This is a genomic window from Ruminococcus sp. AM26-12LB (genome assembly GCF_003480785.1).
GTDB lineage: Bacteria > Bacillota > Clostridia > Lachnospirales > Lachnospiraceae > Blautia_A > Blautia_A fusiformis.
On record NZ_QUJX01000004.1, the window covers coordinates 84,995 to 98,155 of the forward strand.

The following is a 13,161-nucleotide window of genomic DNA, read 5'->3' on the forward strand; positions in this document are numbered from 1 at the left end:
GTTGGGGGCTTTTTTTAATTAAATCCATAAAACTTCTGACAGATCTTATAGGCTGCCACAAACATCTTTCTTCCACCTCTTCCGGGAAGATTGGACACCCTTCCGAAGAGACTTCTCCGAAGCTTCCGGTACAGTCCCATATTCTGGTCTTTGATGTAATCCTGCAGCTCCTGTTTTTTATCCAGGCATTCCTGCGTTGCAGCTCTTACCAGCATGATCGAAGAAACGGTTGTGATGATATCCAGATAGCTGAACATATAAGCACGAAGTCTGCGGTTGCTCACATTAGCCTTCAGATAGGCGTCCACCATCAGTTTGTTTACACGGATCTGCTGATCGATACGCTTGATCATCACTTTCTCATTGACAGACTGATCATCTCTTCCAATAAAATATCGATAGAAATTTACATCCAGATAATAGAGATTTTTTACATAGGGAAGCGGCTCAAACGCAAACAGGTTATCTACGTAGAACGTATGCTTCGGAAGCTCCATTCCACAGTCATGGAGAAGTTTTGTACGGTATATCATGGAATGCATAAGGAGATACTGGCCTTTTTTCATGTGGCGTACCTCATCCCATCCGAAAATCTGGTTTGTCGGAAAACAGTGTCTGTACTGCATGACCTTTTTGCGGGTAGCTCCCTGCTTCTCATAAACGAAATTACTGATGAGAAGATCCACGGTCTCAGCCCCACGTGTCAGTTCATAAAGTGTTTTCAGGACCTCATAGTAGGCGTCCTGATTTACCCAGTCATCACTGTCCACAACCTTGAAATAAAGTCCTGTTGCGTTTTTGATTCCTGTGTTGACTGCCTGTCCATGGCCGCCATTTTCCTGATGTATGGCTTTTACGATAGTTGGATATTTCTCGGCATAATCATCTGCGATCTCGGCAGTACGGTCACTGGAGCCATCATCTACAATGATGATCTCCACTTCCTCTCCTCCGATCAGCAGGGAATTGATGCATTTTGACATATAAGCCTCTGAATTATAGCATGGTATTGCTACGCTCAAAAGTTTCATGAGTTTTCCTCCTTCATATATCTGGTGTATGCGCGAAACGCAGATGGTATTGCATATTTTTTATCGGATTCTCTCTTATCCACAAACAGGAACTCCCCCTGCGGTGCTTCTTCCAGAGAGGATACAGCGATACGATAAGCACACATCCTCCATTCAATATGGGAAAAAATGTGCTTCGCATCCGGCAGTGCTTCGATCCGCAGTGGTTCCAGCCCCATGGCTTTTACCCGGGCAAGTGCCGCCTTCTCCGTCAGATGTCCTTCCACATTTGGAAGCTCATAAAGACCTGCCAGAAGTCCTGTATCCGGACGTTTACGGATCGCTGTACCTGCTCCGTCCTGGATCACAAGGACCGTTCGCTGTTCTATGGTGCGGGCTTTCTTCGGTGCTTTTACGGGAAGTTCTTCTACAGTTCCATGCTTTCTGGCAAGGCAAAAATGCCCCAGCGGGCATTCTTCGCACTTTGCTGCTCCGTTTGGAACACAGACTACAGCTCCCAGCTCCATCATAGCCTGGTTGAAATCCCCTGGTCTGTCCTCAGACATCTGCTCTGTAAGATCATTTTCCACCGATTTCCGTACAGACTGTTTCATGATATCTCCACGGTTTTCGGTGAGTCTTGCGTATACCCGCAGCACATTTCCATCTACTGCAGGGACTTTCTTTCCGTAGGCAATGGACGCAATGGCACCTGCCGTATATCTTCCTATTCCTTTTAACGAGAGAAGTGTCTCAAAATCCTCAGGAATCCTGCCTCCATATTCTTCCATGACCTGAACAGCCGCTTTCTGCATGTTGCGGACACGGCTGTAATAGCCAAGGCCTTCCCACAGCTTGATGATCCTCTCTTCCGGTGCCGCCGCAAGGGCTGCTACATCCGGAAGTTCCTGGATAAAGCGCTGAAAATAAGGTTTCACAGCTTCCACTCGGGTCTGCTGGAGCATGATCTCAGATACCCAGGTATAATAGGCATTGTCTTTATCTCTCCAGGGCAGGATCCTTTTGTTTTTATCGTACCATTTCAGAAGGGGTTCTGCAATGTTTTCAGGCATATCGTTTCCTTTCTATAATCTTACCGGTATCGGATCACAGATCTTCATGGAATCTTCCGTGACAGCACAGTCATAGGCCAGAATGTGAACACCGGCATCTGCTGCCGCCTTAAGTGTTTCTCCAAATTCCGGATGTGTCTCCCGATTTGGTTCAAAATACCTTACACCCTTCATCTGGATCACCAGAAGAAGATACGCCTCATAGCCGTCAGTTGCTGCATGCATCAGCTCACAGAGATGCTTGATCCCCCGTTCTGTAGGTGCGTCCGGAAAGCGCACGATATTATTTTCTTCCAGAGTGACGCCTTTTACCTCGATAAAAGCCTTTCGCTTCCCGGATTCCACATACAGGTCAAAACGGGAATTTCCGTATGTCTTTTCTCTCCTGACAGTCACTTTCTCCGGAAAAAGATTTCCGGCCGCCACCCACTCTTCTGCTGCTTTATTTGGGGCCTGGGAATCCATATTGATCCAGCGGCCCTCCTTGTTCACACTGATCAGATCGTATTTCGTTTTCCTGGCAGGATTATCACTCTTTTCCAGGATCACTTCTGCTTCCGGAACAAGAAGTTCCCGGCATCTGCCTGTATTCTTCACATGGACCGTTTCCAGCTGATCCCCGATCTGCACATGAGCGATAAAACGGTTAGGCCTGTCTTTGAATATACCTCTGATCGTATTCTTATAATTCATAGTTTTTCCCTCGTAACCCTTACTATAACATAAAATCTTCAAAAGCGCAGTTGCTTTTTTTTCTTTTCTCATATAGAATTGTTTTGATAACTGTTCACTGGTAATATTCTGCGAGGTGTTTTTTGTGAGCGAAGGCCACAGAAAACCCGAGACATACCGCGCGAATTTATTCGATTAGCATAAATTCTGTGCATCGTGAAGCGTATTGCTGAGAACGGAGTGAACAGTAACTTGTTTTGTACTATGTCCAGTACAAAGGGTTGCTTTTTTTACATATCATAGTTTTTTGGGGAGGTTTTTCTGATGGACAGTATTATTTTTGATGTTGACGGTACGCTCTGGGATTCCACCGGAATCGTAGCTGAGGCCTGGAGTGATTACCTTATCCATACGGAGCACATGGATACCGACGTAAGCGCCAAACGACTGATGGGGCTTTTCGGCCAGCTGCTGCCGGATATCGCAAAGGCTCTTTTCCCTGAGCTTCCGGAAGCAGAACAGCTTCGTATCATCGACGGCTGCTGCCAGGCAGAGCACGAGGCACTGCTTCGCAAATGTGCTCCGCTGTATCCGGATCTTGAGGAAACACTGAAGATTCTTTCCAGCCGTTTTCCTCTTTTTATCGTCAGTAACTGCCAGGTCGGATATATTGAAGTGTTCCTGAAATCCACAGGCTTCGGACACTATTTCAAGGGCCATCTCTGTCCAGGTGACACCGGCATGGCCAAAGCGGAAAATATCATGAAGATCCGCGAGGATAATAATCTTTCCGATCCGGTTTATATCGGTGATACTATAGGAGACTTTAATGCCTGCCAGAAAGCAGGAGTTCCTTTTATCTTTGCTGAATACGGTTTCGGTCAGGTGGATAAACCGGATTACCGGATCACCAGGCCTTTTGACCTTACGGAGATATGCAGATGAGTATGAAAAAATCAAAATCCATAGACCTTACTTCCGGTCCGATCCTGAAAACGCTTTCAGAGCTTGCTCTTCCTATCATGGCATCTTCCCTTCTTGGAACTGCCTATAATATCACAGATATGGCCTGGATCGGACTTCTGGGCTCCAAGGCAGTTGCCGGTGTCGGTGTGGGCGGCATGTATGTGTGGCTTTCCCAGGGACTTGTAGCCCTTCCGAGAATGGGCGGACAGGTAAACACCGCACAGTCCTGCGGCCGGAAGGATTATAAAGAGGCACGTTCCTACGCGGCCAGTGCCCTGCAGATGACCATTCTCTTCGGGCTCTTATTTGCTGCAGCAAGTATTATATTTCTTGATCCTCTGATCGGATTTTTTAATCTGACAGACCCGGAAGCATATTCTTCTGCCAGATCTTATATGCTGATCACCTGCGGACTGATCATTTTTTCCTTCCTGAACCTGACTCTCACCGGACTTTTTACAGCCCAGGGAGATTCCAGGTCTCCACTGATGGCCAATTTTCTTGGACTTGTGGGAAATATGCTCCTGGATCCGCTCCTAATCCTTGGCATTGGACCTTTTCCACGGCTTGAAACGGCAGGTGCTGCCATTGCCACAGTAACTGCACAGTTTCTGGTTTTTGCAGTGCTGGTTTTCCGGATCTTTACTTCCGGGCTGGAAACAAATGTACTTCGTGAACTTCATCTTTTTTCACGTTTTCCGAGAAAATTTTATAAAAATATCTTCCGCATTGGTTTTCCAACCGCTATCCAGAGCATGCTCTACTGTATGATCTCCATGGTACTGACCAGAATGGTTTCCGCCTTCGGTGCTGCTGCCATTGCTGTCCAGCGTGTGGGCGGACAGATTGAATCCGTTTCCTGGAACACCGCGGACGGCTTTGCCTCTGCCTTAAATGCTTTTACCGCACAGAATTTCGGTGCAAAAAAATACGACCGCATCCGCCAGGGCTACCGTATTTCCTTTGGTATCCTGACAATCTGGGGCCTTATCATAACTGCAGCCTTTGTGCTGCTCCCACGCCCGATCTCCGGACTGTTTTTCCATGATCCGGAATCCCTTGGGATTTCTGTAAATTACCTGATCATCATCGGCTTCTGTGAGGCTTTCATGGCCATTGAGCTGATGACCATCGGTGCACTGTCCGGCCTTGGTATGACCAAGCTCTGCAGTATCATCAGTATTATCCTGACAGGGGCCAGAATCCCGCTTGCCATGCTGCTGACTCATGCGGGAATGGGACTCAATGGTATCTGGTGGGCACTTTCCCTTACTTCTATCGTAAAGGGAATCATCTTTACTCTGACATTCCGGCAGACCAGCCGAACGAAATTAAACTAAATACAGACAGAAAAACTCCCCGCGGATACCGGAGCCTGATCAGACAGGTTACCGTTTCACGGGGAGTTCTGCTTTTTTACCTAAAGGATGGTTCTGATACTTCTGATCATTTTTTGATACATTTTGTTCTGAGTACAAACAGAAATACCGCAAGTATCACAAACAGAATTACTACATAGGCAATCTTTGCTGCTACACTTGTGGTGAATGCGTCAACTCCTGTAGCCACTCCGATAAGTATCAGACAGATTCCTGAAACCTTTTCCATTTTTTTCTCATCATACTTCTGGGCTCTGGCCTGTGTGTTTCCGCCTTTCATAAAAAAGGAACCGTGTCCGGTAAAAAGCATAAATCCTACTACCAGTGCTGCGATTGTAAGTATAAAGCTGAATGACTGATCAAACATAATGTTTTCCTCCTGCTAAAGAACAGGAGCCACACACCGGATCACCGGCTGGCTCCTGTTTGTTTTTTGACTACTGATCCGATCAATAGAAACAGACGATCGGAACATTATACTGGATAATGTTGTAAAGCTCTCCCGCTTTATCCGGCGGCATATTGATACAGCCGTGGGAACCTCCGGTTAGATACCGATCGTCTCCAAAATACGGCTGCCAGTCTGCATCATGGAATCCAATGCCTCCGTTAAACGGCATCCAGTAGGTTACCGGCTGTTCATAGGAATAGGTTCCGTCTGGTTTCTTGGTGCCACGTAACACATCCGGGCTCTTCTTATAGTACAAGGTGAAGATTCCAGGAGGTGTTTTTCTCTTCGGATCACTTGCAAGTCCGGATACGATATCTGATTCAAAGATCACATTTCCATCCTGATAATACCACATATACTGTTCTGTAAGGTCCACTTCAATGTAGGTATTTCCCAGATCATTCACACCATAGGAATTGGCTCTCATGGAATAAACCGGCTCTCTGGTCGTCTGAGCTCCGGACTGGATCTCCTGGGTAAGCTGTGCCACCTCTCCGTCCTGATCGATCTTCCAGCCATATGCAGAACCGGAAACCGAAACAGTTCTTCCGCTTGTTGTCTGGAACTGTCGCTCTGTACCTACTGTATCATGATCCGCTGCAAGCTGTGCCACATAATCCACGATATGCTGTTTGAAGGATGCATCATCCTGGATCAGCTGGCCCTTTTCGTCAAACTGCAGCCAGTTCTTGATGGTGCTTCCATCAAGTGTTACTGTCTCATCTCCAAATGTGTAGGTGATGCTTGCCCTCGCAAAGTTATTATATGCATCCACCGTTGCCTGCAGATCTGCACTGTCGCTGGTCACATCTGCTTTCACATAAGCATCCGGGTTACTGCCAAGATCTACTTCCCCGTCATCGCTGCTGATAGCATCACTGATCATCTGATAGGCTTCTTTTACCTTCAGTTCACTTCCCACTGTCTCCGGCACGATCGTAAACTCGGAATCATTAAAGCTTACGTACGCATTCTCCGGTGCTACCTGATTCTCTTTCTGGGCACAGTTCAGTGCTTTCACTTCTGACTCCAGCTTTGACTTGTCAAAAGCTGTCTGCTCACTGGCTGTGTAAGTCGTCTTTTCAAAAAATCCTCTCACCCATTCATAGGGCTTCTGCGCTTTCAAAAGCTTCAGAACTTCACCACTGGATATATAACGATAACTGATATCCGTTCCTTCTATAGTCTGCGGTTCCTGATCTCTGGCCTTTACCTGGATGGAATAGCCTTCCATTTTTTTTGCGATCTCCTGCTCAACCTCATATGCAGTCCTGTTGGAGCTGTCGATCCCGTTAATCGTTGTGCCCTCAAAGAAATGACTGGTGTAATAATAAGATACTCCTGCATATGCACAGCCTGCCACTACCAAAACCATGGCGGCGATCATTCCGGTCACCTTCAGTGCCTTATGCTTTTTCTTTTCGGGTATAACGATAGGTTCAAATTCAGATTCATCGATAGGTACGTAGGTGATCTTCCTTGGCCTTGCTGATTTCGAAGGTCTTGCCGACTTGTGAGCAGCTGATCTGTTATTTTTATTTTCAGGCTTAGGCTCTCCTGCAGTATCACTGACGATTTTTGCCATGGCATCATTGATCCTGTCCTCGATATCCCTCTTTTCATCGTTGCTCATATTTATTCACCTCTATGTTCATGTGCCTTCAAAAAAGGCATCTTTCCATTGATACTTTCTGGTCTTACTCACCAGCTTTTTCATTATATCATACTTTCCGGAAATTGCATCTCATTTCACGGTTTTTTTATAACTTATTTGTACCGTACAGCTTCCGCGCCATATCTTTCATAACATAGACGTACATTACCCAAAGGAGCACTGACGCAAAGATCCAGGCCACCGGACTTGCAAGACAGGTACCGATATAGCTACTTTTTCCGGCTGCAATGGTAGCGGTGATCCCTCTTCCTGCAAGCTCAGCCACACCGGCCATCATAGGAAGAAGACCATATCCCATTCCCTGGATACCGTTTCGCAGTACATTGACAAAATACAGAGGAATAAAAAACAGTGCCACACATTTTACATAGATTGCTACCATAGGAAGCACTTCTTTAATGTTATCTGAGATAAACAGATATGCGAAATATTTTCCCGCAAAGAACAGAAAACTACCAACAACAACAGAATATACAATTCCTATAAAATGCGAAGCCCGGAAGCCTTCCCGCACTCTCTCAAGCTTTCCGGCTCCGATATTCTGTGCATTGTAGGTAGCGCTGGCAGTTCCCTGTGCCACATATGCCTGGGTGAAGATCTGCTCGATCTTACTTCCTGCTGTAAACGCCGCCACCGCATAAGAGCCAAGCATATTTAAGGCTGACTGTACCATCATGGTTCCGATCGCCGTAATGGAATACTGCAGTCCCATTGGGATTCCCACACCGATCTGCTTGGCTGCGAGGTTACATCTGAAATACCAGTCTTCTTTTTTCATACGGAGCTCCGGCACAAACTTCCAGATATATACCAGACATAAGACTCCTGAAACTCCCTGGGAAATAATGGTAGCCCAGGCTGCTCCAGGCGCTCCCAGCTTAAACACGATGATAAATACAAGGTCAAGCACAATATTCAGCATTGCAGATAAGATCAGAAAATACAGTGGTACCTTACTGTTTCCCAGTGCACGGAGGATACTGGCCAGGATATTATATAATGCCTGGGCAAAAATCCCTCCGCAGATGATCATAACGTAAGCATATGCATCCTTGAAAATATCATCCGGCGTATGCATAAATTTCAGAAGTGCATGCATACCTGTCATGCTGACTGCTGTCATCACTGCCGAGATCAGCGCTGTCAGGATCAGAGCATTTCCCACGGTCTGACGCATCTCATCCATTTTTCCCGCACCGTACTTCTGTGCAGTCAGTACGGTAAAACCGGCAGTAAGTCCCAGAAGAAAGCCTATGATCAAAAAGATGATAGTTCCTGTTGAGCCAACTGCCGCCAGTGCCTTTGTTCCTACAAATTTTCCTACAACCACCGCATCTACCATATTGTAGAACTGCTGAAATACATTACCAATAAATACCGGGATCGTAAATCCCAGGAGCACTTTTATCGGTTTTCCCTGTGTCATGTCTGTTTTCATGAAATCTTTTTTCCCCCCATTTAATTTGATCGTTCCTAACCTTTGTGCTACTTTTTGTTATTCTTTTTATTATTCTTTCTGTAACTTTACAGTTGCTCAAAAGTTACCTGTTTTTATGTATCAGAGGGATTATAGTTGAAATGGAATGATTTTACAAGATGATTTTGAAAAATTTTTTCATGTGTGGAAACAGAAACAATCGGATGAAAAAATCCCGGCAGATCCGTAAAAATCTGCCGGGATTCCGTGAAGCTTATTTATTTCTCAACAAGAAGAGACTCTCCTGTCATTTCCTTCGGCTGCTCCATACCCATAAGCTGGATCAGAGTCGGAACGATATCTGCAAGACATCCGTTCTCACGAAGTGTGTATTTCGGATCTGCGTTTACAAGGATAAACGGTACCGGATTAGTTGTATGAGCTGTCCACGGCTCACCTGTTTCATAATTTACAAGCTGCTCTGCGTTACCATGGTCAGCGCAGATAAAGAGCTGTCCGTCAACCTCTTTGATTGCCTCTACAGCCTTACCAACACACGCATCAACAGTCTCAACAGCCTTGATCGCAGCTGCCTCAACACCTGTATGGCCAACCATATCCGGGTTCGCAAAGTTGATGATGATCACATCATATTTGTCAGATTTGATCGCCTCTACAAGCTTTTCACAAACCTCCGGTGCACTCATCTCCGGCTGCATATCGTAGGTCGGAACCTTCGGGGATTTTACAAGGATTCTGTCCTCTCCTTTGTTTGGCTCCTCAACACCACCGTTGAAGAAGAATGTAACATGTGCATATTTCTCTGTCTCGGCGATACGTGCCTGTGTCATATCGTGAGCTGCAAGGTACTCACCAAAGGTATTGTGAAGAAGAACCTTGTGGAATGCTACCAGCTTATTCTGGATGGTATCATCATACTCTGTGAAGCATACGAATGTGGTATCCAGTCTCTTTGCTCTCTCAAAGCCCTTAAAATCGTCATCACAGAAAGCTCTTGTGATCTCTCTTGCACGGTCCGGACGGAAGTTGAAGAATACAACGGAATCCTTATCAGAAATAGTTGCAACCGGTTTGCCGTCCTTCTCGATAACAGTCGGAAGCACAAATTCATCTGTCTTGTCATCATCATAGGAAGCCTGAACTGCTGCTGCAGCATCTGTTCCCTTTACGCCTTCGCCCTGTGTAAGAGCTTTATATGCAAGCTCAACACGATCCCAGCGGTTATCACGATCCATTGCATAATAACGTCCGGAGATCACACCGATCTCACCAACGCCGATCTCTTTCATTTTAGCTTCCAGCTGCTCTACAAACTCTTTACCGGATGCAGGCGGTGTGTCACGTCCATCCAGGAAGCAGTGTACGTAAACTTTCTTGAGTCCCTCTCTCTTTGCCATCTCAAGAAGTCCGTAGAGATGTGTATTGTGGCTGTGTACTCCACCGTCAGAAAGAAGTCCCATAAAATGGATCGCGGAATCGTTGTCTTTTGCATTCTTCATAGCAGTAAGAAGTGCCTCATTCTTGAAGAAATCGCCGTCCTGGATCTCTTTTGTGATCCTTGTAAGCTCCTGGTATACGATACGGCCTGCGCCCATGTTCATATGACCAACCTCGGAGTTACCCATCTGTCCGTCCGGAAGACCTACCGCAAGACCGCTGGCATTGCCTTTTACAAACGGATAATCTTTCATGAGTCCGTCCATAACCGGTGTTTTTGCCTCATATACAGCATTTCCGTCATGTCTGTCATTGAGTCCGTATCCATCAAGGATCATTAAAACTGTTGGTTTTTTGCTCATAATTTTCCCCTTCTTATCTTTGATCGAAAATCTGTCCGGCACAGCTCTTCACTGATTCTGAAACCCTCTGTACCATTCAGGATTCTTTTGTTTTCCATTTTATATAGTACCAAAATCCAGAAATTTTGCAACGTTTTCTTTGACAAAAATTTGTCTGTTTTCAATTTCCCGACAACTGATACGGCTGATCTGTAAATTTACGCGAAAGATATTATTTCTGGTATACACGGATCATAGAAGAAATCTTTCTTACAGATGCGCTGTTTTCCAGTTCTTCCTTAACCTTAAAGAAAGCGCCCTCGCTTACAAGTTTGGTGATCACAACAACCTCTGCGGTATCCGGTCTCTTGCTTTCTTTCTGCATGATCTGTGCCACGCTTGCCTGATATTTTGCAAAATGCTCCAGGATTTCAGCCAGCACACCGCAGCGGTCCTCTACCTGCAGGCGGAGGAAATAACGGTTATGGGTATCTGCCATATTTTTTACCGGAAGTGTCTTATAGCAGGTGCAGCCTACTCTTCCGCAGCAATCTGCCTTCATATTACGGACTACCTCAAATACATCACCGGCAACCGCACTTGCTGTAGGAAGCTCACCTGCTCCACGTCCGTAGAACATGGTATCTCCTACTGCATCTCCGTGTACAAAAACCGCATTATAAGAATCATTGACGGATGCAAGGGGATGCTCTGCCGGGATCAGCATCGGGCAGACATAGGCCTCAACGCCGTCCTCCTGACAGCGTGCAACACCCAGAAGCTTGATCTCGCAGCCCATTTCTTTTGCGTAACGGATATCCTTTGCCGTGATCTTTGTGATTCCTTCTATATGAACATTATCAAGGGTAACTCTGGAATTAAAGGCAACTGATGCAAGGATGGCAACCTTTCTTCCAGCATCAATTCCCTCGATATCTGCAGTAGGATCTGCCTCTGCATATCCAAGTTCTGTAGCAAGAGCAAGAGCATCTGAAAATTCCATTCCCTCCTGGGACATCTTGGTAAGGATAAAGTTCGTAGTTCCGTTTACGATTCCCATAACTTCCGTTACATGGTTGGCCTCAAGACTGTTCTTCAACGGGCTGATGATCGGGATTCCTCCGGCAACTGCTGCCTCAAACAGAAAATCCTTCTGCGCTGCCCTGGCAGTTTCCAGGATCTCTTTTCCGTGGACTGCGATCAGATCCTTGTTTGCAGTTACAACGTTCTTGCCGGCTTTCAGTGCTGCAAGGATATAAGTACGTGCCGGCTCGATCCCGCCGATCAGCTCGATCACAATATCAATGGAAGGATCTCCCTCAATATCTGCCCAGTCTGTTGTAAGAACAGAAGGATCGTCTACCTTCCCGGACGCTTTCTCAAGGTTACGCACCAGGATCTTTGTGATCTTTACCTGGCATCCAAGCTTGGCTGTCATTTCCTGCTCCTGGCTTTTGATCACTTTATATACACCGGTTCCTACTGTTCCGAGACCAAGAAGGGCCGCATTTACGACTTTTTCGTTCATTTTCTGATGTCCCCTTTCCGTTTTTTCCAATTTTTATCAGAGTAACTCCTATGTTATGGCAGAAAACGCTTTTTGTCAAGTTCCGGCAGAGGAAGCAATTCCAGCCAGCTGCCAAAAAGTCCGGTGATCAGTTCCTGCACCATAGCTTTTGACTGTGGATCCAGTTTATCCAGCTGGCGCACCATGGCAGCCAGACTTTTCAGACCACCTTCCTGGATTTGGGAAATGGTATCTGCTCCGGTTGCTTCCAACACAGAAAAGAGTTCCCCGATGAGATGCTCTCTCTGTTTTTCATCCATATGGTCGATCCATTTATGAAGACTTCGATCTGACGCCGCAGCTCTTCTTGTCAAACTTTCTTTCTCTATAAAGGATGACCCCATTACCTCCCAGGTAAAAGCATCATGCTGCAGGATTCCCTTCTGTGTACTGGCTACGATCCGCGGATCTTTCTGATGGCTGAGCAGCATACCGATCACAGATGCCTCGGGAATGATACGGGTGACTTTTGGCAAAACGCTTTCCACTCTTCCGGGACTGAAAAATCCTTCTGGAAAACCCGGGCCATCATTATCATAGACAGAAAGAAGCTTTTCCTGCAGGATGTCACTGCACTGCATCGCTGCATACATAGCCAGATTTCCTCCTTTGGAATGACCGCCGATCCGCAGCATGGACTGTATATAAGTTCCATGCGTTTCCAGATATTCCAACGCTTTTCTGTGCGAAGGAACAACTCCGTTGCTTAAGTTAAAATCCTCCTTCCATCCCACAATGGTATCATCGGTTCCACGAAATGAAATATATGTGGTTCCATCATCCAGTCCTATAGTCACTGCCGCAAACTGCTGAGCCTGACTGGAAATGATTTCATTGACAAAGCCCCCTACTGTACATTTCCGGAATCTCTCCGCACAGGCCATTTTTTCAAGGAGCACCGGTGTATTCTGCAGAAATGCACTTTCTGCTTTCAGATCCTTCTTCATTTCCTGTCTGGAAAAAGCCGCAAAGAGTTCTTCTACAGAAAGAGTATTTCCGTTTTTTACTTCTGCCATCTCATCCAGATCAAGATAGGAAAAACACGCCAGTATCAGATTGTCAACTTCATTAAAGGGTGACTGCTCAAAGGTAAGATCTCCTCTCCAGTCAAGATAATCCAGAATATTCCCCATAAAATCCTCCGCAAATGAT

General features: G+C 46.0%; 11 protein-coding genes. 2 read left to right on the plus strand and 9 right to left on the minus strand.

Annotated features, from left to right (window positions below):
- Nucleotides 1-14: 14 nt before the first annotated feature.
- The 3 genes from DW694_RS03695 to sfsA are packed head-to-tail and all read right to left on the minus strand — an operon-like array spanning nt 15 to nt 2,776.
- Nucleotides 15-1,031, minus strand: a complete 1,017-nt coding sequence (locus DW694_RS03695; RefSeq protein WP_118752574.1) for a glycosyltransferase — start codon at nt 1,029-1,031, stop codon at nt 15-17.
- The gene (gene mutY, locus DW694_RS17130) at nt 1,028-2,083 is read right to left on the minus strand and encodes an A/G-specific adenine glycosylase (protein ID WP_059085368.1); all 1,056 of its coding nucleotides are present in this window, start codon (nt 2,081-2,083) and stop codon (nt 1,028-1,030) included. The genes DW694_RS03695 and mutY overlap by 4 nt, the downstream gene beginning before the upstream one ends.
- 12 nt (nt 2,084-2,095) lie before the next feature.
- Complete coding sequence (gene sfsA / locus DW694_RS17135) at nt 2,096-2,776, minus strand: DNA/RNA nuclease SfsA (RefSeq protein WP_015527014.1); 681 nt, start codon at nt 2,774-2,776, stop codon at nt 2,096-2,098.
- A 303-nt stretch (nt 2,777-3,079) separates the two neighbouring features.
- Between sfsA and DW694_RS03710 the strand changes: the two genes are divergently transcribed.
- On the plus strand, nt 3,080-3,700 hold the full coding sequence (locus tag DW694_RS03710; RefSeq protein ID WP_118752575.1) for an HAD family hydrolase: 621 nt from the start codon (nt 3,080-3,082) through the stop codon (nt 3,698-3,700).
- Nucleotides 3,697-5,061: an MATE family efflux transporter gene (locus tag DW694_RS03715; RefSeq protein ID WP_022426436.1), complete on the plus strand. Its 1,365-nt coding sequence runs from the start codon at nt 3,697-3,699 to the stop codon at nt 5,059-5,061. Before DW694_RS03710 ends, DW694_RS03715 begins: the two co-directional genes overlap by 4 nt.
- Before the next feature lie 106 nt (nt 5,062-5,167).
- Here the strand turns inward: DW694_RS03715 and DW694_RS03720 are convergent, their stop codons facing one another.
- The 6 genes from DW694_RS03720 to DW694_RS03745 form a co-directional block, all read right to left on the minus strand.
- On the minus strand, nt 5,168-5,467 hold the full coding sequence (locus tag DW694_RS03720; RefSeq protein ID WP_015527011.1) for a DUF3784 domain-containing protein: 300 nt from the start codon (nt 5,465-5,467) through the stop codon (nt 5,168-5,170).
- Nucleotides 5,468-5,549: 82 nt separating this feature from the next.
- Nucleotides 5,550-7,184, minus strand: a complete 1,635-nt coding sequence (locus tag DW694_RS03725; protein WP_286186811.1) for a L,D-transpeptidase family protein — start codon at nt 7,182-7,184, stop codon at nt 5,550-5,552.
- A gap of 127 nt (nt 7,185-7,311) precedes the next feature.
- Nucleotides 7,312-8,664 carry an MATE family efflux transporter gene (locus tag DW694_RS03730; protein WP_114002019.1) on the minus strand — a complete coding sequence of 451 codons (1,353 nt, stop codon included), beginning with the start codon at nt 8,662-8,664 and terminating at the stop codon, nt 7,312-7,314.
- A gap of 257 nt (nt 8,665-8,921) precedes the next feature.
- Entirely contained in the window at nt 8,922-10,463 is a 1,542-nt protein-coding gene (gene gpmI / locus DW694_RS03735; RefSeq protein ID WP_059085365.1) for a 2,3-bisphosphoglycerate-independent phosphoglycerate mutase, read from the minus strand.
- Nucleotides 10,464-10,674: 211 nt separating this feature from the next.
- Nucleotides 10,675-11,970, minus strand: coding sequence for a homoserine dehydrogenase (locus DW694_RS03740; RefSeq protein ID WP_021652282.1), 1,296 nt, complete (start codon nt 11,968-11,970; stop codon nt 10,675-10,677).
- 53 nt (nt 11,971-12,023) lie between these two features.
- The gene (locus tag DW694_RS03745; protein ID WP_118752576.1) at nt 12,024-13,142 is read right to left on the minus strand and encodes an Mbeg1-like protein; all 1,119 of its coding nucleotides are present in this window, start codon (nt 13,140-13,142) and stop codon (nt 12,024-12,026) included.
- Nucleotides 13,143-13,161: the final 19 nt, after the last annotated feature.

Bases quoted from the DNA above. Each gene is read 5' to 3' on its own strand.
- DW694_RS03695 (WP_118752574.1), bottom strand. From the start codon at position 1,031: ATGAAACTTTTGAGCGTAGCAATACCATGCTATAATTCAGAGGCTTAT.
- DW694_RS03715 (WP_022426436.1), top strand. From the start codon at position 3,697: ATGAGTATGAAAAAATCAAAATCCATAGACCTTACTTCCGGTCCGATC.
- DW694_RS03720 (WP_015527011.1), bottom strand. From the start codon at position 5,467: ATGTTTGATCAGTCATTCAGCTTTATACTTACAATCGCAGCACTGGTA.
- DW694_RS03710 (WP_118752575.1), top strand. From the start codon at position 3,080: ATGGACAGTATTATTTTTGATGTTGACGGTACGCTCTGGGATTCCACC.
- DW694_RS03725 (WP_286186811.1), bottom strand. From the start codon at position 7,184: ATGAGCAACGATGAAAAGAGGGATATCGAGGACAGGATCAATGATGCC.
- sfsA (WP_015527014.1), bottom strand. From the start codon at position 2,776: ATGAATTATAAGAATACGATCAGAGGTATATTCAAAGACAGGCCTAAC.
- DW694_RS03745 (WP_118752576.1), bottom strand. From the start codon at position 13,142: ATGGGGAATATTCTGGATTATCTTGACTGGAGAGGAGATCTTACCTTT.
- mutY (WP_059085368.1), bottom strand. From the start codon at position 2,083: ATGCCTGAAAACATTGCAGAACCCCTTCTGAAATGGTACGATAAAAAC.
- DW694_RS03730 (WP_114002019.1), bottom strand. From the start codon at position 8,664: ATGAAAACAGACATGACACAGGGAAAACCGATAAAAGTGCTCCTGGGA.
- gpmI (WP_059085365.1), bottom strand. From the start codon at position 10,463: ATGAGCAAAAAACCAACAGTTTTAATGATCCTTGATGGATACGGACTC.
- DW694_RS03740 (WP_021652282.1), bottom strand. From the start codon at position 11,970: ATGAACGAAAAAGTCGTAAATGCGGCCCTTCTTGGTCTCGGAACAGTA.